General features: G+C 71.1%; 18 protein-coding genes. 12 read left to right on the forward strand and 6 right to left on the reverse strand.

The genetic code is table 11. The features are described 5' to 3' along the window. The first annotated feature begins 16 nt into the window (after nucleotides 1-16). The 5 genes from PV734_RS34315 (at nucleotide 17) to mgtA (ending at nucleotide 8,169) form a co-directional block, all read left to right on the forward strand. Complete coding sequence (locus PV734_RS34315) at nucleotides 17-1,777, forward strand: beta-galactosidase family protein (RefSeq protein WP_319095836.1); 1,761 nt, start codon at nucleotides 17-19, stop codon at nucleotides 1,775-1,777. Further along, on the forward strand, nucleotides 1,774-4,143 hold the full coding sequence (locus tag PV734_RS34320) for a beta-galactosidase (RefSeq protein WP_319293421.1): 2,370 nt from the start codon (nucleotides 1,774-1,776) through the stop codon (nucleotides 4,141-4,143). The genes PV734_RS34315 and PV734_RS34320 overlap by 4 nt, the downstream gene beginning before the upstream one ends. 95 nt (nucleotides 4,144-4,238) lie before the next feature. After that, entirely contained in the window at nucleotides 4,239-5,315 is a 1,077-nt protein-coding gene (locus tag PV734_RS34325) for a LacI family DNA-binding transcriptional regulator (protein ID WP_319095834.1), read from the forward strand. Between the two features lie 9 nt (nucleotides 5,316-5,324). Continuing rightward, the gene (locus PV734_RS34330) at nucleotides 5,325-5,681 is read left to right on the forward strand and encodes a metalloregulator ArsR/SmtB family transcription factor (RefSeq protein ID WP_319095833.1); all 357 of its coding nucleotides are present in this window, start codon (nucleotides 5,325-5,327) and stop codon (nucleotides 5,679-5,681) included. After that, entirely contained in the window at nucleotides 5,671-8,169 is a 2,499-nt protein-coding gene (gene mgtA, locus PV734_RS34335) for a magnesium-translocating P-type ATPase (RefSeq protein ID WP_319293422.1), read from the forward strand. Before PV734_RS34330 ends, mgtA begins: the two co-directional genes overlap by 11 nt. On the opposite strand, the gene PV734_RS34340 is transcribed toward mgtA, so the two are convergent. Then, complete coding sequence (locus PV734_RS34340; protein WP_319293423.1) at nucleotides 8,156-9,667, reverse strand: LCP family protein; 1,512 nt, start codon at nucleotides 9,665-9,667, stop codon at nucleotides 8,156-8,158. The two genes, mgtA and PV734_RS34340, sit on opposite strands and share 14 nt — an antisense overlap. Before the next feature lie 86 nt (nucleotides 9,668-9,753). On the opposite strand from PV734_RS34340, the gene tatA reads away from it, so the two are divergent. After that, a complete protein-coding gene (gene tatA / locus PV734_RS34345; protein ID WP_319095954.1) occupies nucleotides 9,754-10,059 on the forward strand; it encodes a Sec-independent protein translocase subunit TatA in 306 nt (101 codons plus the stop codon). Between the two features lie 10 nt (nucleotides 10,060-10,069). Further along, entirely contained in the window at nucleotides 10,070-10,810 is a 741-nt protein-coding gene (locus tag PV734_RS34350; RefSeq protein WP_319293424.1) for a peptidase E, read from the forward strand. On the opposite strand, the gene PV734_RS34355 is transcribed toward PV734_RS34350, so the two are convergent. Continuing rightward, the gene (locus PV734_RS34355; protein WP_319293425.1) at nucleotides 10,732-11,265 is read right to left on the reverse strand and encodes a DUF6114 domain-containing protein; all 534 of its coding nucleotides are present in this window, start codon (nucleotides 11,263-11,265) and stop codon (nucleotides 10,732-10,734) included. The genes PV734_RS34350 and PV734_RS34355 overlap by 79 nt on opposite strands. Further along, nucleotides 11,265-11,996 (reverse strand): DUF6230 family protein, encoded by a 732-nt coding sequence (locus PV734_RS34360; RefSeq protein ID WP_319095828.1) that lies wholly within the window; start codon nucleotides 11,994-11,996, stop codon nucleotides 11,265-11,267. Before PV734_RS34360 ends, PV734_RS34355 begins: the two co-directional genes overlap by 1 nt. A 753-nt stretch (nucleotides 11,997-12,749) precedes the next feature. On the opposite strand from PV734_RS34360, the gene PV734_RS34365 reads away from it, so the two are divergent. After that, nucleotides 12,750-13,409, forward strand: coding sequence for a Tat pathway signal sequence domain protein (locus tag PV734_RS34365; RefSeq protein WP_319095827.1), 660 nt, complete (start codon nucleotides 12,750-12,752; stop codon nucleotides 13,407-13,409). A 33-nt stretch (nucleotides 13,410-13,442) separates the two neighbouring features. Here PV734_RS34365 and PV734_RS34370 read toward each other — a convergent pair whose 3' ends face one another. Then, nucleotides 13,443-14,414, reverse strand: coding sequence for a lytic polysaccharide monooxygenase (locus PV734_RS34370; protein WP_319095826.1), 972 nt, complete (start codon nucleotides 14,412-14,414; stop codon nucleotides 13,443-13,445). A gap of 422 nt (nucleotides 14,415-14,836) precedes the next feature. On the opposite strand from PV734_RS34370, the gene PV734_RS34375 reads away from it, so the two are divergent. Continuing rightward, nucleotides 14,837-16,642: a S8 family peptidase gene (locus PV734_RS34375; protein WP_319293426.1), complete on the forward strand. Its 1,806-nt coding sequence runs from the start codon at nucleotides 14,837-14,839 to the stop codon at nucleotides 16,640-16,642. Between the two features lie 147 nt (nucleotides 16,643-16,789). Here PV734_RS34375 and PV734_RS34380 read toward each other — a convergent pair whose 3' ends face one another. Both PV734_RS34380 and PV734_RS34385 read right to left on the reverse strand, forming a co-directional pair. Continuing rightward, nucleotides 16,790-17,656, reverse strand: a complete 867-nt coding sequence (locus tag PV734_RS34380; RefSeq protein WP_319095824.1) for an NAD(P)H-binding protein — start codon at nucleotides 17,654-17,656, stop codon at nucleotides 16,790-16,792. Continuing rightward, nucleotides 17,653-18,309: a ScbR family autoregulator-binding transcription factor gene (locus PV734_RS34385; protein WP_319095823.1), complete on the reverse strand. Its 657-nt coding sequence runs from the start codon at nucleotides 18,307-18,309 to the stop codon at nucleotides 17,653-17,655. Before PV734_RS34385 ends, PV734_RS34380 begins: the two co-directional genes overlap by 4 nt. Nucleotides 18,310-18,372: 63 nt before the next feature. Here PV734_RS34385 and PV734_RS34390 point away from each other — a divergent pair, with 63 nt between their 5' ends. The 3 genes from PV734_RS34390 to PV734_RS34400 all read left to right on the forward strand — a co-directional run bounded on the left by PV734_RS34390 (nucleotide 18,373) and on the right by PV734_RS34400 (nucleotide 21,665). Then, entirely contained in the window at nucleotides 18,373-19,464 is a 1,092-nt protein-coding gene (locus PV734_RS34390) for a ScbA/BarX family gamma-butyrolactone biosynthesis protein (protein ID WP_319293454.1), read from the forward strand. 72 nt (nucleotides 19,465-19,536) lie between these two features. Next, nucleotides 19,537-20,187, forward strand: coding sequence for a ScbR family autoregulator-binding transcription factor (locus PV734_RS34395; RefSeq protein WP_319095822.1), 651 nt, complete (start codon nucleotides 19,537-19,539; stop codon nucleotides 20,185-20,187). 215 nt (nucleotides 20,188-20,402) lie between these two features. Beyond that, nucleotides 20,403-21,665 carry a damage-control phosphatase ARMT1 family protein gene (locus tag PV734_RS34400; protein WP_319293427.1) on the forward strand — a complete coding sequence of 421 codons (1,263 nt, stop codon included), beginning with the start codon at nucleotides 20,403-20,405 and terminating at the stop codon, nucleotides 21,663-21,665. The last annotated feature ends 24 nt before the right edge of the window (nucleotides 21,666-21,689 follow it).

The following is a 21,689-nucleotide window of genomic DNA, read 5'->3' on the forward strand; positions in this document are numbered from 1 at the left end:
GAAGGGAAACCCCCGCATGCCCGCCCTGACAACGACGTCCGACGGTTTCCTGCTGCACGGCGAACCGTTCCGGATCATCTCCGGCGCGATGCACTACTTCCGCGTCCACCCCGACCAGTGGGCCGACCGGCTGCGCAAGGCCCGTCTGATGGGCCTCAACACCGTGGAGACGTACGTCCCCTGGAACCTGCACCAGCCCGAGCCCGGCACACTCGCCCTCGACGGCATCCTCGACCTGCCGCGCTATCTGCGGCTGGCCCAGGCGGAGGGGCTGCACGTCCTGCTGCGGCCCGGACCGTTCATCTGCGCCGAGTGGGACGGCGGCGGTCTGCCCTCCTGGCTCACCACCGATCCCGACATCCGGCTGCGCTCCAGCGATCCCCGCTTCACCGGCGCCATCGACCGCTACCTCGACCTGCTGCTGCCGCCCCTGTTGCCGTACCTCGCCGAGTCGGGCGGTCCCGTCATCGCCGTCCAGGTGGAGAACGAGTACGGGGCCTACGGCCACGACGCCGCGTATCTCGAACACCTCGCGGAGGCTCTGCGCTCGCGCGGGATCGGGGAGTTGCTCTTCACCTGCGACCAGGCCAACCCCGAGCACCTCGCGGCCGGCAGTCTCCCCGGCGTGCTCACCACGGGCACCTTCGGCAGCAAGGTCGCAGCCTCACTGGAGCAGTTGAGGGCGCATCAGCCCGAAGGTCCGCTGATGTGCGCGGAGTTCTGGATCGGCTGGTTCGACCACTGGGGCGAGGAGCACCACACCCGGGACGCGGCCGACGCCGCCGCCGACCTGGACCGGCTGCTCTCGGCGGGCGCGTCCGTCAACATCTACATGTTCCACGGCGGCACCAACTTCGCCTTCACCAACGGCGCCAACCACGACCACGCCTACCAGCCCATGGTCACCTCCTACGACTACGACGCCGCCCTCACCGAGAACGGCGACCCCGGACCGAAGTACCACGCCTTCCGGGACGTCATCGCCCGGCACGCGCCCGTCCCCGACGAGCCGGTCCCCGCGCCGAGCGTCAAACTCCCGCCCACCGTCGTCGAGTTGGAGCAGCGGGCACCGCTGCTGCCCCATGTGGGGCTCCTCGCCAAGCCCGTGCGCACCGAGGACCCGGTGACCATGGACGAACTGGGGCTGCGCGCCGGTTACGTGCTCTACCGCACCACCGCACCCCTCGCGGGCGACGGACTGCTGCACTTCGCAGGCGGAGTGGGCGACCGGGCGCAGGTGTTCGTCGACGGAGCCCCCGTCGGCGTCCTCGAACGTGAGCGGCACGACGAGTCCCTGCCCGTCCGGATCCCCTTCGCCGGAGCGTCGGTCGAGGTGCTCGTGGAGAACATGGGCGGGGTCAACTACGGGCCGCGCATCGGCTCGCCCAAGGGGCTCCTCGGGGCGGTCACCCTCAACGGCGACGCCCTGCGCGGCTGGGACAGCCACCCCCTGACCCTGGACGACCTCAGCGCGCTCCCCTTCGCTCCTTCGGACGCGACCCAGGCCGCCCAACCCGCCTTCCACCGGGGCACGTTCGAGGTCGAGGCCCCCGCCGACACCTTCCTGTCGCTGCCCGGCTGGACCAAGGGCCAGGCCTGGATCAACGGCTTCCACCTGGGCCGCTACTGGAACCGCGGACCGCAGCGCACCCTCTACGTGCCCGCGCCCGTACTGCGCCCGGGCACCAACGAGCTGCTGCTCCTTGAGCTGAACGCCACCACCTCCGTGCGGGCTCTGCTGACCGACACGCCCGACCTGGGCCCGGTGAAGCCATGACCCGCCACTTCCTCCGGGTCCCCACGACCGCCGAACCCCCGCTCAGCGGCCACCTCCCCTTCTCCGACGCACCGGGAGCCGCCGACCCGATCGGGGTGACCAGCCGCTGGTTCACCCGTGGCGGACGTCCCTGGTTCCCCGTCTCCGGCGAGTTCCACCACACCCGCTACCCGGCCGGGGAGTGGGAGGAGGAGCTGCTGAAGATGAAGGCGGCCGGAGTGACGGTCGTCGCCGGCTACCTCATCTGGATCCACCACGAGGAGACCGAGGGCCGGATCCGCTTCGACGGCGACCGAGACCTGCGTCGCTTCGCCGAACTCTGCGCCCGCCACGGCCTGGACCTCGTCCCGCGCATCGGACCCTGGAGCCACGCCGAGGTACGGAACGGCGGGCTGCCCGACTGGCTGCTCGCCCGCACTCCCGCGCCCCGCACCGACGACCCCGCCTACCTGGAAGCCGTACGGGGCTGGTTCACCGCGCTCGCCGAGCAGTTGAAGGGACTCGACCGGGCGCACGGCGGCCCGATCGTCGCCATCCAGATCGAGAACGAACTGTACGACGGGCCCGGCCATCTCCTCACCCTGAAGCGGATGGCGCAGGAGGCCGGGCTGAGCGCCCCGCTCTGGACCTCGACGGCCTGGGGCGGGGTCCAACTCCCGCCCGACGAACTGCTTCCGCTGTTCGGCGGCTACCCCGAGACCTTCTGGACCGAGTGGGACGGCGGCTGGCCCGACACCTGCCGCAAGCACTTCTTCTTCACCCACCAGCGCGACGACGAGGGTATCGGCGCCGACCTGCGGCCGACCCATGTGCGGGGCGGCGAACCGGCGCCGACGGACCGCTTTCCCTGGGCCACCTGTGAGTTGGGCGGCGGGATGGCGGTGGCCTATCACCGTCGGCCACGCGTCGACGCCGCCGACGTCGGCGCGCTCGCGCTCACGAAGATCGGGTGCGGCTCGGTCTGGCAGGGCTACTACATGTTCCACGGCGGCACCAACCCGGTGGGCGAGCTGACCACCCTCCAGGAGTCCCACGCCACCGGCTACCCCAACGACCTGCCCGTCCTGACGTACGACTTCCAGGCGCCGCTCGGCGAGTACGGGCAGTACCGGCCCTCGTACGACGAACTGCGCCTCCAGCACCTGCTGTTGGCGGACTTCGGTGAGCGCGTCGCACCCATGGAGTCCGTGCTGCCCGAGCGGCTGCCGGCCGGGCAGGGCGACCGGGACACCCTGCGGTGGGCCGTCCGGAGCGACGGCCACTCCGGGTTCCTCTTCGTCAACAACCACCAGCCGCACGAGCCGCTGCCGGACCGTCCGGACACCTCGTTCACGGTCGCCCTTCCGGACGGTCCTGAACTGACCTTTCCCAGCGCACCGGTGACGGTTCCTCAAGGTGCCTACTTCTGCTGGCCGTTACGCCTCGACGTGGCGGGGCTCCGGCTCGACTGGGCCACCGCCCAGCCGGTGTGCACGGTCGACGTCGGCGGACGTACCGTCCTGGTGCTGGCCGCCACCGACGGGATTCCCGTCGAACTCGCCCTGGACATCGCGACGTTGCGGTATGTGCACACCCCCATGGGGAAGGTCGTGTCCGCCGACGGACGCTTCCTCGTCACCGGGCTGCGACCCGGTACGGACGCGCTCGTCGAGGTCGGGACGCCGGACGGCGGACAGGTCGGCCTGCTGGTGCTGGACGCGGCGACCGCCCGCACCGCCTACCGGGGCAGGGCCTGGGGCGCCGAGCGGCTGCTCCTGTGCGGTGACGGCGGCGGGGTCGTCTTCGACGAGTCCGCCGGTGAGGTACGGGTGCACAGTCCGGCGGCGGGGACCTCGCTCGCCGTGCTGCCCGCACCCGAGCGGCCCCCCGGCGAGATCCCGGCCGGCGTCGCCGACGGGGTGTTCACCCGCTACACGCTCCCCACCGGCGGCGCGTCCGGCACCCTGGACGTGTCCCTGGTCCGGGCCGCAGGGCCCGCCCCCGAGACCGCTACCGGCGTACTGGACCGGGCCAGTGCCCCCGCCGACAGCTGCTTCGACACCTCCGCCGCCGAGTACCTCATCGCCGTACCGGACGAACTCCCGCGCACCGGAACCCTGTTGCGCGTCCACTGGACCGGAGACGTCGCCCGCGCGTATGCGGGAGACACACTCGTCGCCGACCAGTACTTCTCCGGGCGTGTCTGGGAGATCGGCCTCGACCGGCTGCCCGCCGACGCACTGCGCGCCGGCGGTGGGCTGCGGGTGCGGGTGCTGCCGTTCCCGGCCGAGGCACCCGTGTACCTGCCGGTGCCCGTGCCGGTGGGGGAGGCCTCGGTATCGCGGGTCGAGTGGGTCACGGTCCGGACTCACGTGGTCGCGGGGTAGGGCGGTCAGTGGTCACCCCCGTCCGGCGGCCTATCCTGTGGGCCAGCCGGGCGGGGCACGACCGCCGCGCGACAAAGCCGAAGGATGCGACCCCCATGACCCGAAGTGCCGGTGGCGGCGCCGCTCCCAAGGGACGCAGCCGACGCAACTTCGCGGGCACACGGCCGGTGATGGACGACGTGGCACGTCTGGCCGGTGTCTCCAAGCAGACGGTGTCACGGGTGCTCAACGACAACCCCGCCGTACGGGCCGAGACCCGCGAGTCGGTGCTGGCGGCCATGCGCTCGCTCGGCTACCGGCCGAGCCGCAGTGCGCGGTCGCTGGCCAGCGGGCGGACCCGGATGCTCGGGGTGATCTCCTTCGACGCGGCCCGCTACGGGCCCGCCTCCACGCTCACCGCGATCAACACCGCCGCCCAGGACGCCGGCTACCTGGTCAGCTCCATCGCCCTCGACACCGCCGACCGGGACACCGTCGTCCAGGCCGTGGACCGGCTGTCGGCGGAGGGCGCCGACGGGGTCATCGCCATCGCCCCGCAGCGGCGCGTCGGCAGGGCGCTCGCCGAGGCCCACCTCGACATCCCCCTCGTCGTGATGGACAACGCCCTGGGCGACGACACCCCCATGGTCACCGCCGACTCCCGGGGCGGGGCGCTCCTGGCCACCGAGCACCTTCTGGGGCTGGGCCACCGTACGGTGCGGCACATCGCGGGACCGGCCGGCTGGACGTCCGCGGAACGGCGGGCCGCGAGCTGGCGCGAGACCCTGGAGAAGGCCGGGGCCGAGGTGCCCGAGCCGCTCGTCGGCGACTGGAGCGCGGACTCCGGGTACGAACTGGGCCGGCGGCTCGCCCGTGATCCGGACGTCACCGCCGTCTTCGCCTCCAACGACCAGATGGCGCTCGGCGCGCTGCGTGCCTTCCACGAGGCCGGCCGCCGGGTCCCGGACGACGTCAGCGTCGTCGGCTACGACGACATCCCGGAAGCCGCCCATCTGCTGCCCCCGCTCACCACCGTCCGCACCGACTTCCAGGAGATCGGCACCCGTTCGCTGCGGCTGCTCCTCGCGCGGATCGACGGCGGGGAGGAGGCGGCCACGGACTCCGGCGCGGTGGTCTCCGTCATTCCCGCCCACCTCATCGTGCGACGCAGCACGGGCCGCGCACCCGCCTAAACTGGCGCGGTGGTGACAGGTACGGGCGACACAGGTTTCGACGATCCGTCCGCCGAGGTGCTGGCGGAGGCCGCCGGAGCGTTCGGGCTGCTCGCCTCGCCCGCGCGGCTGCACATCATGTGGGCGCTGGCGCAGGGCGAGAGCGATGTGACGGGGCTCGCCGAGCGGGTGGGCGGCGCGCTGCCCGCCGTGAGCCAGCACCTCACCAAGCTGAGACTCGCCGGGCTCGTACGCTCCAGACGCGAAGGGCGCCGACAGGTGTACCTCGTCGACGACCCGGACATCGTCACCGTCGTGCGGCTGCTGGTCGGGCGGCTGACCGACCGGGCCGAGGGCGCCCCCGTACGGCACCTCCGTGGAGTCTGAGCTCCGGACGCCACGACGGCTCGAAGGTTTCGCGAGCGCTCTGACCGACGACGAGGCCGAGGCGCGGCTGGCGGCCGTCGGGGAGAACGTCGTTCCGGCCGCCCGCCCGATCCGCCGGCCCGTCCGGTTCGTACGGAGCCTGCGCGACCCCTTCACCGCCGTACTGCTCTGTCTCGGGCTTGTCTCCGCCGCTGTCACGGCCTGGGGGACGGCCGCGGTGATCCTTTCCCTGGTCGCGGTCAGCTGTGTGCTGCGCGCCTCGGGAGAACATCAGGCGGAACGTTTCCTCATGGGGCTGCGCGAACTGGTCACCGGTACCGCGACGGTCCTGCGAAGGCCCCAGGAGGACGGGCCGCCGCTCGCCCGGGAGATCCCCGTCGCCGAACTCGTCCCGGGCGACGTGATCCGGCTCGGACCCGGTGACCTGGTCCCGGCGGACGTACGACTGCTGCGCGCGACCGGGCTGACCGTGCACCAGGCGCCGCTGACGGGCGAGTCGGCGCCGGTCGCGAAGGACGCTCGGCCGGGTGCCGCGGGCCGGGGGGTGTTCGCGCGGCCCGAGCTGTGCTTCCAGGGCAGTGCCGTCGCCTCCGGAAGCGCCACCGCCGTGGTGGTGGCCACGGGGACGCGTACCTGCTTCGCGGGCGCGCACAAGACGGTCGCGGCGCGGGACAGGAGCGCCTTCGACCGGTCGTTGCAGGGGATCTCCTGGCTGCTGATCCGGTTCATGCTGCTCGCCCCGCCGCTCGTGCTGACGGCGAGCGCGGCGCTGCGCCGGCAGGGACCGGAGACGCTGCCCTTCGCCGTCGCGGTGGCCGTCGGACTGACGCCCGAGATGCTGCCGGTCGTCGTCAGCACCTGTCTGGCCCGTGGCGCCTCGGGCCTCGCCCGGGCGCACGGGGTCGTGGTGAAACGGCTGCCGGCGCTGCACGACCTGGGCGCGGTCGACGTCCTGTGCCTCGACAAGACCGGCACGCTCACCCAGGACCGGCCCGTCGTCGAACGGTCCACGGACGCCGCCGGCCGGGACGATCCGGAGGTGCTCGACTGGGCCGCCGCCGCCGCCTGGTGGACCCTGCAACTCGCCGACCCGCCCACCCCGGACGCTCTCGACGAAGCGCTCCTGACAGCGGCCGGACCGGTCGGCGAACGGTACGACGGGGTGGCGGCACTGCCCTTCGACCCCGTGCGTCGACTGGCCACGGCGGTGGTACGGGGGCGCCTTGGGACCCATGTCCTCGTCGTCAAGGGCGCGGTCGCGGACGTCGTCGAACGGTGCGCGCTGGACCCCGCCGAACGGGCACGGCTCCTCGCGCGCGCCGATGAGCGGGCGTCGAGCGGACTGCGCCTGCTCGCCGTCGCGACCGCCGAGCGGCCCGCGCGCACCCGTGAGTGGACCCCGGCCGACGTACACGGCCTGACCTTCCGGGGTTTCGTCGCCCTCCGGGACGACCTCGCGCCCACCGCCGCCGAAGCCCTGCACGCCCTCGCCGCGCTCGGGGTGGGCGTGAAGATCCTCACCGGCGACCATCCGGGCACGGCCGCCCGTGTCTGCCACGACCTGGGCCTCGATCCAGGGGAGGTCGTGGACGCGGACGCCGCTGTCGGCCTCGGCGACGCCGAACTGACGGACCTGGCCCGCCGTACGACCGTCTTCGCGCGCTGCGCCCCCGCCCACAAGGCCCGGATCGTCGCCGCGCTGCGGGCCGGCGGGCACACCGTCGGCTTCCTCGGCGACGGGACGAACGACGTGCCCGCGCTGGCCGCCGCCGACGTCGGGATCGCGCCGCGGACCGCCGTCGACGTGGCCCGCGAGAGCGCGGACGTCGTCCTGGGGGACAAGGACCTCGTCGCGGTCGCCCACGCCGTCACGGCCGGCCGGCACAGCAGCGGCAACATCACCACGTATCTGCGCGTCACGCTCTCCTCGAACCTCGGCAATGTCGTCGCGATGCTCGCCGCCGGACTCGTGCTGCCCTTCCTTCCGATGCTCCCGGCCCAGGTCCTCGCACAGAACCTGTGCTTCGACGCGGCCCAACTGGCCTACGCCTACGACCGTCCCGCGCCGGGCGTCCTGGCCGGGCCGACCGTCGCGCGCCCCCGTGACCTCCTGCGTTTCCTCGGCGGCTTCGGCGCGCTCAACGTCGTCGCCGACCTCGCCACCTTCGCCGTGCTCGCCCTCGCCCCGCACGGCCCCGGCACCCCGGACGGCCAGGCTGTCTTCCACTCGGCCTGGTTCACCGAGAACCTCCTCACCCAGGCCGTCGTCATGGTGCTCCTGCGTGGCGGCGGCCGGATCCGGGGAGCCGTCGGGCGGGCCGCGGCCGGGTTGGCCACCGCCGGGCTGCTGCTGCCGCTGTCCCCCCTCGGCCCGCCGTTGGGGCTGGTGGGACTCCCGGGGCCGTACTACGCCCTTCTGGCGGCGGTGCTGGGGCTGTACGGGGGTGCCCTCGCTGTCGCCCGGCGGTGGCGGTTCAGCCGTAGGTGAGGTTCGAGCAGGGGTTGTCGTCCGCCGAGCGGGCTCCCTCGACGACGTCCTTCGGGACTGAGGTCGGCTGCGGCGCGGACGTGGCGCCGCCCTTGTAGGACTGGCCGAGGACCACGTTGATGGCCGCCCCCGGCACCGGCTGCATGGCCGCGCCGGGGAAGGCACGGGCCACCGTCTGGGCCTGAGCCTTGTGCTCGGGGCCGTACTCGATGACCGTCGTCGCGTGGTCCTGACTGTGGGCGGTCGCCGTGCCGGTGACCGTGAAACCCTGGGCGGCCAGCTCGGTGGCGGCCTTCGCGGCCAGGCCCGTGACGGTCGTGCCGTTGTAGACGGTGACGGTGATTCCCTTGCCGGACACGGGAGTTGGGGCGGGCGCTGTGGGACGGGGGCTCACGGGGGTCTTCTTCTTTCCGCTCGCGTCCTTGCCGTCCAGGGTGCGGTCCGCCTTCAGGGCCGCCCAGAGATCGCTCGCGTCGGGTTCGACGATCGCGACGCGCTTCCCCTGGTACCGCCAGGGGATGGTGACGAACTTGGTGTTGTGCAGGTCGATGTTCTTCAGCGACATCGCGAAGGAGATCAGCTTCTGGGCGGAGCCGAGACCGGGGTCCACGGTCAGGGACTTGGTGGCCGCGTCGGCGAGGGGGAGCAGATTGGTCGGGCTCAGCCCGTTGCTCTTGACCTCCTTCATCAGGCTTGCCACAAAGGCCTGTTGGCGCTTGATCCGGCCTATGTCGGAGTTGTCGCCGATGCCGTGCCGGATCCGGACGTAGTCCAGCGCCTTCTGCCCCGAGACGGTCTGCTCGCCCTTGTCGAAGAGCATCTTGCCGCGCGTGGGGCGTTTGGGGTTGAGATCACCCTCGTACAGCTTCTTGGGGAGACACACCTTCACCCCGCCCACCACGTCGGTCAGCGCGGCGAAGCCCTTGAAGTCGATGACCACGGTGTGGTCGACACGCAGACCGGTGAGGCTCTCGACGGTGTTCTGCGTGCAGGCGGGATTGCCCTTGGCGGTCTCGCCGACCGAGTAGGCCGCGTTGAACATGGTGTCCGGCCGCGCGGCCGTCCACTTTCCGTCGGGCAGCTTGCAGGGCGGGATCGTGACCATGGTGTCGCGGGGGATGGAGACGGCGACGGCGTTCTTGTGGTCGGCGTAGACGTGCAGCAGGAAGGCGGTGTCGGAGCGGCCGATGTCGTTGACGTCGCCGCCGCCGAGCGCGGCGTTGCCGTCGTTGCGCGCGTCCGAGCCGATCACCAGGACGTTCTCGCCCTTGGAGGAGCCGGCGGCGGGGCGGTTGTCCGAGAGGCCGCCCCCGTCGAAGGTCTTGATGTCGCTGTCCAGCTTCAGATAGACCCAGCCGGCGCCGGCCGCGGCGAGCAGCAGGAGCGAGAGGGTGATCGCCAGGGCCAGCCGTCCGCGCCGCCCCGGCTTCCGCCGCCGGGTGCCCGCCCCGGACCGTTGTCGCGGGGGTACGGCCGGTCTGCTAGTGCTGGTGGTCATCGGCGCCCTTCTCACGTCTCACCCTGGTTGTACAGTTGCGCAAAGTGGCAACTGTTATGTCTGACGAAGGAAAGGGCGGTGAGGTTGTGCTCCGGAACGGACTGGAACCCTGGCACCTGCTGGTGGTGGCCATCGTGTTCATCGTGATGTTCGGCTCGAAGAAGCTGCCGGACACGGCACGCGCCCTGGGTCGCTCGATGCGCATCCTCAAGAGCGAGGCGCAGGCGCTGAAGGAGGACGGGGCGGCGACTGGGCCGGCGGGGGAGGGATCTTCGCAGGTGAGCGGCGGTTTCCCCGCTGAACCCGTGGTCGAGCGGGCCGAGCCCCTGCGGACCGAGTCGGTTACGGCCGAGGCGGTCGCCGACCGACGGGAGCCCGTCGCCGATCGGTAGGGTCATCGGCATGCCCGCTTCCGAACCGACCATCCTCGCGACCTCCGGCGGACACCGCGCCGGCGGCCGGACCATGGTGGCGTTCGACGCCCTCGTCCATCACGCCGTGGACCTGTCAGGGGTCCACGGCCGCAGACCACGCGTGCTCTACGTCGGTACGGCGATCGGGGACGCGGAGCACTTCACGGCCCGCATGGGTGAGGCCGCCCGGGTCGCGGGCTTCGACCTCACGCCGCTGCACCTGTTCCCCATGCCCAACCTGGACGACGTCGAGGGTGCGGTGCTCGACCAGGACGTCGTCTGGGTCATGGGTGGCTCGGTGGCGAATCTGCTGGCGGTCTGGCGGGTGCACGGCCTCGACCGGATCATGCGGCGTGCCTGGGAGGCAGGCGTGGTGCTCAGCGGGGTGAGCGCGGGCTCCCTCTGCTGGTTCAGAGGGGGCACCACCGATTCCTTCGGCCCCGAACTGAGGCCGCTCACCGACGCGCTGGGTTTCCTGCCGTACGGCAACGGTGTGCACTACGACAGTGACGCGGGCCGCCGCCCGCTGGTCCACCGGCTTGTCGCCGACGGCACCCTGCCCACCACGCACTGCACCGACGACGGGGTCGGCCTCGTGTACCGAGGGACCGAACTCGTCGAGGCAGTCGCGGAGTTGCCGGGCAGGGGTGCCTATGTCGCCACGTGCGACGGGGACGCGGCGGTGGAGGAGCGCATCGAGCCACGCAGGCTGCCCTCGCCGTCTCCCTGACCGTCGTCCGCCGCTGGGGCCTCCGTGGATTCCATGTCGGCCTTGCCCTGCTTCTTGTCCTCGCGTCGCTGGCTGCGGCTGACCCGGGGTTCCTGGTTGGGAAGCCAGCCGAACGCCATGCAGCTGCCCACGGCGCCCAGAGCGAGGCCGATGAAGAAGCCACCGAGGTTCGAGGTGACCCAGGTGCCCAGCGTCAGCATGATGCCGACGATCGAGTAGAACAGGCGCTGCGCGGGATTGAAGAGGATCAGCAGACCGACCACCACCATCAGCGCCGGCAGCAGAAAGCCTGCCAGGCCCTGCATACCCAGGTGCACGACGATCTTCAGGGAGACCTTCATCGTAACGAGGATCTCCACGCCGCCCAGGGTGAGCAGCAGCCCGCCCACGAACGGACGGTGGGCCCGCCAGTTTCTGAAGGCGGGCCCCACCCCCTCTTGCTCGATGCCGGACATCAGCAACCCGACGAGCTGAAGCTGAGCTTCAGCCCGGGCAGCTTGAACACGGCTGCTGTGGTGGCGTAGTTGGTCGAGCGCAGGTTGGCGATGCGGATGGAGTCCGCCTGCTGGCTGAAGACACCCGCGGGACCCTGGACGCCCGCCTTGCTGAGCGTGCTGGCGTCGTTGCCGATCTCGATGTTGCTGAAGGACGCGTCACCCGACTGCTCGGTGCCGTCGAGCGTCAGGTCGGTCGCGGACACCGGCGTGCCGTTGCCGCCCGCCTTGATCAGCAGGTTGACGCCACCGAGGTCCACGCTCTGGCACAGCTTGGTGATCGTCGCGTTCTTGATCGCGGTGGTGATGATCAGGACCTGGCCGCCGGTGTCGCCCTCGTTCGGGCTGTCCTTGATCATGTTGTCGAGGCCGCCGAACTGCTCGAAACCGGTGCCGTTCATCTCGGTCGCGGTGACCGTGAACGGCATGCCGGAGATGGCGAACTGGACGCCCAGGGCGCCCTGCGCGGTGAGAACCGCGAGTGAGGCGGCGACCAGAGTGGCCGGCACCGCCATCACGGCTGCGCGACGCATACGGACCCGCCCACGCAGCTCGGTGCCCTTTCCGGCACCCTCGAAGAATTCGGACACGTTGGTGGATCCCGCGCCCCCGGAGCCGTCGGAAGCGTTACCGCTTCCTGGCCCTTCGGGGTTGGATCCAGCGGACGACGAGGCGTCCGAGGACGAAGCCATGGTCTGCTCCCACTACATAGTCAGTGCGTCAATGCTGGTCACGCTTCAGTGGCACGTTGTCCTGGCGCGGACAGCGCCTGTGGCGTTACCTCCCCTCGCAACTCCCGGCGGTTGCAAGGGCTTTCACGGTTACGCACCAGTAGCCGCCGAGGAAGTTACCCGTGGTTACTTTGGGGGGTCAAGGGAGTTGTGGAAAAAGGGTGCGGATTATGCGCCACCTGTGACTTTGCGGGCCGATCGATGGTCCTCCAAGGCGCCCGAGGGGCTGCCGGCGGGCTTCCGGAGGGGTGCCGCACCGGTTGGTGAGGTGCGCGGAAGTTCACGGGAAAGTTCGATCGGGGACATCAACTTCCGTCTGATGTCTTGACGTTGACGGTTCCTCAGGTCTAGAAACTAGCTGGTTTCCCCGGATCCGTGGCGCCGGATCCGCAGCGGTGCGAGTCACCGCTCTTCCCGGACTCTCAGCTCATTCCTCAAGTCCGCCCCCGAGGCACCGGCACGGCCGTTTCCCCCCTGGGCCGCCGCCGGGTCGCCCTGTCCCGCCCGGTCCGGTCAGGAAGCCTCCCTCCAAGCCTTCCTCCGGTCACCGGCCGGTTGTCGTTGCCGGTCCGTCACGTACGGAGAAGGCGTTACGGGCCGGTAACGGCGTTTTCCAGCGTCCTTCATGCGTCCCGCACGCGTACGTTCGCGCGCCCTGGCCTCCTCGGCGCCACCCCCAACACCCCCAGTTCCAAAGAAAGAGGCACCCGCATCATGCGTACTCGCACCCGCTCCGCCCTCGCCCTCGCCGCCGCCGTCGCCGGTCTCTCGGTCGCCGCGGTCACCCCCGCGTCCGCCGCCGACACCGTGCTCACCGTCAACAGCGCGGCCGGCGACGCCGTCGCCGTGGGCGACGTCCTCAGCGCCTCCCTCGCCAGCGGCACCGCCGCCACCCTCTACTCCAGCGCGACCGGCACCAGCGGTGTCTCCTGTGCGGCGTCCACCTTCACGGCGGCTGTCACCGACAACCCGGCGGCGCCCGCCAGCGCCACCGAGTCGGTCACCGCGCACACCTTCGGCACTTGCACCAGCAATGTGCTCGGCGTGCTCGGTGTGACCAGCGTGACCGTCAACAACCTGCCCTACACCACCGTGGTGGGCTCCGACGGCTCCGTCTCCGTCACCCCGGCAGCGGGCTCCACCATCCAGACGACCGTGGTGCTGCGCACCCTGCTGGGCAGCATCAACTGTGTCTACCAGGCGCCCAGCCTCACGGGCACGACCGGTGCCGCCGACAACAGCATCAACTTCACGGCCCAGGCGTTCACCAAGACGTCCGGTTCGGGGCTGTGCTTCGCCAGCGGCTACTTCACCGCCAAGTACGCCCCGGTGACGGACGTGACGCAGGGCAACGCCACGGTCTTCGTCAACTGACGAACCGTCAATAAGTGGCTGGGCCAACGGTGTTCACCGGCGGCGCAGCCGTAGGACAATGGCGGCGACCGTGGCGAGCAGTACGGCCGCGGCGGCGCCCGCGATCAGGTGCCGTGGTCCGGCATCGTCGGTGGTCGAGGCCACCGGTGCGCCGGCCACGGTGCCCGCGGCCTGTGGGGCGGCGGAGTCGGCGGACTCCGCCGCCTCTTCCGTCTCCGCGGCCCGGGCCGGCTGCTCGGCAGGCGTCGCCGAAGCGGCCGACCCGGACCGCGCCGCGGACGGGGCGGTGGCCGTCGGCGTGGAGGCGCCCGAGTCGTCGGTGCCACCCGTGCTGCCCGCGTTGCCCTTCGCTGCCGGGAACACCACGTCCGAGCACGAGTAGTACGTGTCCGGCGTGCTGGAGTTCTGCCAGATCGTGTACAGGACATGGCGGCCGGTCCGGTCGGACGGCAGCGTCATTTCGATGCGGTACGCGTCGCCCGTCAGCGTGGGGTCCTTGACCTCGGCGAACGGCCGGTCGGGCAGGTCGGACCACTTCAGCGGGCCGGACGGGTCGTACCCGGGCTTCGTCAGGAACATCTTGAACGTGCCCGTGTGCGGGATCGTCGAGCGGTACGTCATCGTCAGCCGCGCGCCCGGCGTCAGGGTGGTCGAGGGCCAGTCGGAGCGGGCGAGGTCGAGCCCCCGGTAGTCGGGCAGGCCGCCGCTGCAGAGCCGGCCGTCGGGGATCACCGCGCGGTCCCGGCCGTTGACGTTCGCTACCCGCAGGTTGTCCCAGAAGGTGAAGGGCGCCCCGCCGTTCGCGGTGACCGCCGCCCGGCAGGCCGCGGTCGTGGCCAGGCTGCCGCCGTCGGGGGAACAGGCGAAGGCGCGGCTGACCGGCTTGGTGGGCGCACCGTGCGCCTGAGCCGGGCCCGCCGCCGACAACGTGAGCAGCAGCGGTGCCGCGAAAGCGGCGGCCCCCGCGAGTACGGCGGCCGGAAGAGTGCGGCGGTGGACGGTCATCCGGGACGTCTCCTCGACCAGGGGGAACAGAGCTGCTGCGGGCCGACCCAAGGACAGGTCTGCCTTCGGGCAGTACGGGAAGCGGGTGGCCCGCGTTCAACCGGCGCCCGGCGCCGGGAATCCACGCAACTCGCCCAACCCGGTCAACCCCGGTCAACTGGCCTGTGTACAGGGCCGGTTTCCGTTGTTCGAGGGTGCGGATTTGGACGTATCGAGGGTTTCCCCTGTATCCGGATGACCTTCTCTTTGCCTACTGTTCCACCACAGCCGCCCCACAGGTAACCCCGGAACGGGCCGCTCGCGCTTGGCCGGCCGCCGCGCCGCTTTTCGAACCGCACCCCCCGCCGCTTCGACGACGAAGCGAATCCCGCCACTCCTCGCTGCCCGCGCCGCCCGGAGTACGGCCCCCGAAAGGCAAGCCCTTGCGTACTTCACCCACCCGTGTCACGGGGCGGAAGCTGATATCCGTCGCCGCGGTCGCCGCGGCCCTGGTGGCCGCGGCCACCACGTCGGTCGCCGTCGCCCAGGAACCCGCCGCCCCCGGCGCCAGCCTGGACGCCGCCGCACAGGCGGTCGCCGCCCCGGCCGAGCGACTCATCGTCGGCTACAAGGCGGGCACCGCCGAGGCCACGTCGAACCAGGCCGCCGACGCCGACGCCGCGGCCAAGGGCAAGGAGGCCGGCGAAGACCTGGACTTCCAGCGCCGTCTCGGTACCGGTGCCGCCCTCGTCGACCTGGGCGAGGAGCTCAGCAAGACGGACGTCGCCGACGTCATCGCCGAGTACAAGGCCGATCCGCAGGTCGCCTATGTCGTGCCGGACCGTCTCAAGAAGCCGATGGCGGACCCGAACGACACCGAGTACGCCAAGCAGTGGGACCTCTTCGAGGCCGCCGCGGGTATGCGCGTCCCCGGCGCCTGGACCACCGCGACCGGCACCGGCGTGACCGTCGCCGTCATCGACACCGGCTACGTCACGCACTCCGACGTCGCCGCGAACATCGTCGGCGGCTACGACTTCATCGCCGACACCGCGGTCTCCGTCGACGGTGACGGCCGCGACAGCAACCCGGCCGACCCGGGCGACTGGTACGCCGCCGGCGAGTGCGAGCAGACCGAGGGCAGCTCCTCCTCCTGGCACGGCACGCACGTCGCGGGCACCATCGCCGCCGTCGCCAACAACAGCAAGGGCGTCGCGGGCATCGCGTACAACGCGAAGATCTCCCCGGTCCGCGCGCTCGGCAAGTGCGGCGGCTACGACTCCGACATCATCGACGCCATCACCTGGGCGTCCGGCGGCACCGTCTCCGGCGTCCCGGCCAACACCAACGTCGCCAAGGTCATCAACATGAGCCTCGGCGGGGGCGGCGCCTGCTCCGCGGCGACCCAGAGCGCCATCACCGGCGCGGTCAACCGGGGCACCACGGTGGTCGTCGCGGCCGGCAACGAGAACGCGAACGCTTCCACCTCCAACCCGGCGAACTGCAACAACGTCATCACCGTCGCCGCGACCGGACGCACCGGCGCCCGGGCCTCCTACTCCAACTTCGGCTCCGTCGTGGACATCTCGGCCCCCGGTGGTGAGATGAGCACCGGCACCGCGAACGGCATCCTCTCCACGCTGAACTCCGGCGCGAAGACCCCGTCCACCGAGTCGTACGCCTACTACCAGGGCACCAGCATGGCCACCCCGCACATCGCGGGCCTGGTCGCGCTGATGAAGTCGGCGAACTCCTCGCTCACCCCGGCCCAGATCGAGACGGCCATCAAGAACAACGCCCGTGCCCTGCCCGGCAGTTGCTCGGGCGGCTGCGGTGCGGGTCTGGCCGACGCGACCAAGACCGTGCAGGCCGTGAGCGGCAGCACCGGTGGCGGCACGACGGGGACCGTCTTCTCCTCCGGCACCGCTGTCTCCATCCCGGACAACGGCGCGGCCGTCGAGTCCTCGATCGCCGTCAGCGGCCGGACCGGCAACGCCCCCTCGGCTCTCCAGGTGGGCGTCGACATCACCCACACCTACCGAGGTGACCTGGTCATCACCCTGGTGGCACCCGACGGCACGACCTACCCGCTGAAGGCATCCAGCACCTCGGACTCCGCCGACAACGTGAACACCACGTACACGGTGGACGCCTCCAGCGAGACCGCCAACGGCACCTGGAAGCTGCGTGTCCAGGACGTGGCCTCGTCGGACACCGGCAGGATCAACAGCTGGAAGCTCACCTTCTGATCTTCCGAGCACAGGCCCACAGGGCCGAACCACCCGTCGGTTCAGCGGAACTGACGGTGTGACAGAAACGGGCGGGTCGATCGGCGTGGATGGACGCCGGTCGACCCGCCGTCGTGTGCGGGCCATGCCGCGCCGGCCACGTGCTCGTCACCGTGCCGCCGGGCCGCCGAACTCCGACAGATGCTCCGCCGCCCACTCCCGGTATCCGCGCGCGGGTCGCCCGAGCAACTCCGCGACGGCCGGCTCCACTTGCCCCTTCGACCCGTGCCGCCCGCGCCCCGCACTCTCCGCGAGGGCACGGGCCACCGGTTCCGGGTAGCGAGCGATCAGCCCGCGCAGCACCTGATCCTCCGTCAGTTCCACGAACTCCAGGGGGCGGTGCAGCAACTCGCCCAGGATCTCGACCTGTCGCACCGGGGTCACTCCCGCGGGCCCGGTCAGCGCGTACGCCGTTCCGGTGCGGCCCTCCGGAGCCGTGAGCGCCCGTACCGCCACATCCGCGATGTCCCGGGGGTCGATCGCCGCCGTGGGGACGGTACCGCCCGGGCTCCGCACCACACCCTCCGCCCGGATCGAACCGGCCCAGCCCAGGGTGTTGGACATGAAGGCGCGCGGTCGCAGCAGGGTCCAGGACAGGCCCGAGGCGCGCAGCAGCCGCTCGTTCTCCCGCTGCCACTCCGTGACCAGGTCGGTCGCGTCGGGCTCGGTCACCGACAGGGTGGTCAGCTTCACGATGTGCCCGACTCCCGCGGCCCGGGCGGCCGTCAGGAAGTTCTCGTCGTGGGTGTGCGTCAGCGGATCGACAGTCACGAGCAGCGCCGACCGGACACCGGTCAGCGCCCGGCGCAGACTGGCGGGATCCTCGAAGTCACCGCCCACCACCTCGGCGTGCGCACCCACGAGGGCGGCGGCGCGGGCGGGGTCGCGGACCAGCAGCCGTACCGGCTCGGCGACGGGAAGACGCCGGGCCACCAGACGCCCGACCGTGCCGGTCGCGCCGGTCAGCAGGATCACGACGCCCGCAGGTCGAGGGAGTCGATCGAGGAGAGGACCCGGGCACCCCGGTCCGCCCTGCTGTCGAGGCCGAGCAGCAGCCCCGGCACCGCGATGCTCGGCAGTACGTGCGCCCACAGCACGGACAGCCGGTGGCCGAGATCGGCCCGGTCGGTCATCGCCCGCGACATCAGCTGGATGCCGGTGAAGCCGCCGACCAGCAGGTCCACCGTCTCCGGGGGATCCACCGTGGGCAGCAACTCGCCCTGCCCCCGAGCCTGTTCCATCAGGGACGTCAGCCGCTCCGACCACTGCCGGAACGGCTCCGAGTGATCGACGTGGTTCGGTGTCTCCTGGTCCACCGCCAGCCGGACACTGCCCCGCAGCAGGGAGTTGGTCAGCAGCCGCTGGCCGACCACGAACGTCATGTCGATGATCTCCTGCAACTTGCAGGGCTGCGTCGGCACACTGCCGAACGGCACCTGCTCGTGGAGCACCGCCTGCGCGAGCGATTCCTTGGAAGGGAAGTGGAAGTACAGGGCTCCCTTGGTGACCTCGGCCCGCTCCAGGACCATCGAGATGGTCGTGGAGGTGTAGCCGTGCTCGTCGAAAACCGCGCCCGCGGCTTCCAGGATCGCCCTGCGCGTCCTGATGGCGCGCTCCTGCTTCGCCATAAGAGCCCTCCCTGGCGCCCAGTTGGCCGGTGTCACTGTCAGTGCCGAATTGGTGCCGTGCCGATGCGTGACGGCCTGTCGTCAGATGCGCCGGAACCCGCCGATCATAGGGCCGGACCGAACGATCTCGTTGAAAACAAACCGGTCGCCTCGTACTCTATCGCTCACGAAGCGGGCGCTTTTCCGTCTGCCACGCCACAACGGGGGGACCGAGGAGAGACATTGCTTCCAGTGCCGCAGTCTGCCGAAACCCCAACCATGACGGCGGGTGTTCCGCGTCAACTCGTGCACCGCGCCTCGATCGCGGAGACGTTCCCGACCGGTTGGACCCGCACGGAAACCGACCGCTTCAGCGTCTCCGCGCAGTGGCCGCGTGTCCACTGTTTACACGTGTCGGCGGATCGGACGGCGTACGATCCGCTGCTCGTCGTGGAGACCGTGCGGCAGGCCGGAACCCTGCTCAACCACACTGAGTACAAAGTGCCGTTGGACCACCAGTTCGTGCTCCAGGAGTTCCGGATCACCACGTTCGCGGAACACCTGGCCGTGGGACCGGCCCCGGCCGAACCCGTCGTCGACATCACCTTCTCCGACATCCGTCATCGTGGCAAGCGCCTGGTCTCGGCCCGCTACGAGGCCGACGTACGGCTGGACGGTGAACAGGTCGCCCACGCCGACGTCGCCTTCACCTGCACCAGCGGGGCCGTGTTCAGCCGATTGCGGGGCGGCCGTACGGCGGCCACCGTGACGCCGTTGCCCCTGCCCCCGGGTCTGTCGGCCACCGATGTTGGCCGGGATTCGGCGGCGGACGTGGTTCTGTCGCCGCCCCAGCAGGGCGACGGTAACTGGCAGTTGCGAGTTGATACCGGTCATGCCGTTTTCTTTGATCATCCTCTCGACCACATACCGGGCATGGTGCTCCTGGAGGCCGCCCGGCAGGCCGCGCTGGCACGAACGGGCCCGGGCGGCCTGCGAATACCGGTGTCGTTCGACACGACCTTCCATCAGTTCGCCGAACTGGACCTGCCCACCTGGATCGACTCGACGGACGAGGGCGACGGAGCCCTGAAGGTGGTGGGAACCCAGGAGGGACGCACGATTTTCGAGTGTGTGGTGGGCACGGCCGAGCGGTCGGCTATCTTGTACCGACAGTAAGAAACAAACGGCATATCCCGTTTTTCTTCGGGGAGTTCGGGAACACCGCGACGGTGGGGAGGGGTGGCGCCGATGCCGAGGCAGTTACGCGCCGAGCAGACTCGCGCGACGATCATCACCGCCGCGGCAGACCTGTTCGACCGCCATGGCTACGAATCGACCAGCCTGAGCGACATAGTCGAGCACGCCCATGTCACCAAGGGCGCCCTCTACTTCCACTTCGCGGCGAAGGAGGACCTGGCCCACGCCATCCTGGAGATCCAGTCCAGGACCTCCCGGCGGATGGCCAGGGACATCGACGGCCGCGGCTACTCCTCACTGGAGTCGCTGATCCGCGTCACCTTCGGGATCACGCGGATGGCCGTCGAGGGCCCGATCGCCAGGGCCGGCCTGCGTCTGGCCGCCGGTGACGTCGCCGTACGGCCTCCTCTGCGGCATCCGTTCCGCGAGTGGTCGGAGATGGCCTCCGGCAAACTCCTCGGCGCCGTCAAGGAGGCCGACGTCCACCAGGACGTGGATACCGAGGCGATGGCGCACTCCCTGGTCAGCTTCTTCGTCGGCAGCCGCGTGGTCAGCCGGGCGGTGGAGCCGGTGGCCCGCCAGCCGCGCCGGACGGCCGACATGTGGCGGCTCACCATCCGGGCGCTGGTGCCCACGCCGAGGCGGGCACGGTATCTGGGACTGGTGGCGCAACTGGAGCGGGAGCTACGAGCGGTGGCGTGACGCGGTCGGAGCGACCCGGCTGATCCGGCGAACGTGGCGACCGGCTTCGGACGGCCTCGACCGGCAGGTCGTCCGGCAGCCCAACCGGTGATCGGTCGGCGTCGTCGGCGCCCGTGCGCATCCGGCCGTACGGGCTGTACGCCTGGCTTCGGGCGGCCCCACCGTCGCGCGGTCACGTCAGGGGTCGCGCGTTCTCCGGCGGTACGGTGAGGCGTATGCCTGCCACCGACTCCGTGTCCCCACCCGTGATCCTCGGCAACGAACCGGGCTCGTTCCCCTGGAGTGTCCTGGCCGAACGGCATCCCGCGCTGATCCAGAAGGTGCGGGACGCCTTCCCGTACGGCCCGGAGCAGCACCGCGCGCTCGACGCGCTCCTCAAGAACTGCGCCGAGGGCGTCATCGAACCGCTCCCCGCGGACGCGGACGACCGGCGGCAGTGGGAGGAATGGGGCACCCGGGAGTACGTCGGCCGGTCCTGGTTCGACGTGCCGTGGTTGTGGGCGGAGGGCTACTTCTATCGCCAACTCCTCGAAGCGGTCGGATACTTCGGCAGTGGTGAGAGCCGTGAGAGCGGTGGCGGGGGCCAGAGTGGTCGGGGTGACGGTGCCTGGCGTGGGATCGACCCCTTCCGCCCTTTCAAGCTCGCCGAACTGGACGCCCCCGAGACCGACGAGGAACTGGCCGCGCTCGACGATCTGGTGAGCGAACCGGAGGAGGACCAGGCGCGCGCTCTGCTCCACGGGTCGTTGTGGGGCAACCGGGCCGACCTCGGCTTCCGGCTCTCCGGCGCGGACGAGGGAGGGGAGGCGGCAGGGCTCGTCGCCGACGACAGCGAAGCCCTCTGGTCGCTGCTCCGGTCCGCCCGCCCCGCCGCCGGCCCGGTGTGTCTGGTCGCGGACAACGCGGGCCGGGAACTCGTCCCCGACCTGCTGCTCCTGGACCACCTGCTGACCCGGGGGTACTCCGACCGGGCCGTCCTGCACGTCAAACCGCACCCCTACTTCGTCTCCGACGCGACCACCGCCGACGTGGTCGACGCCCTGCGCCGGCTGACCCGCGCTCCGGGTGCCGCCGCCTCGTACGGCCGGCGGCTCTGGTCCGCGCTGGCCGAGGGCCGACTGGTGGTCCGCGCCCACCCCTTCTCCTGCGCCCCGCTCCCGTACGCGGCGATGCCCGGCGACCTCCGCGACGAGTTCGCCTCGGCCACGGTCACCGTGATGAAGGGCGACCTGAACTACCGCCGCCTGGTGGGTGACCGACTCAGGCCCCCCACCACGCCCTTCGCGGACGTCACCGCTTACTTTCCCGGCCCCGTGGCCGCCCTGCGCACCCTGAAGTCGGAGGTGATCGTCGGCCTCGACGACCGTACCGAGTCGGCGCTCGTCGCGGCGGAGGGGCAGCGCTGGCGGACGAGCGGTACGCGTGCGGTGATTCAGGTGTCGTCGGTTCAGGTGTCGTCGGTTCAGGTGTCGTCGTAGTCGTCGCATGTCGAGTGAACTCAC

It is taken from the genome of Streptomyces sp. AK08-02 (assembly GCF_033795085.1).
Taxonomy (GTDB): domain Bacteria; phylum Actinomycetota; class Actinomycetes; order Streptomycetales; family Streptomycetaceae; genus Streptomyces; species Streptomyces echiniscabiei.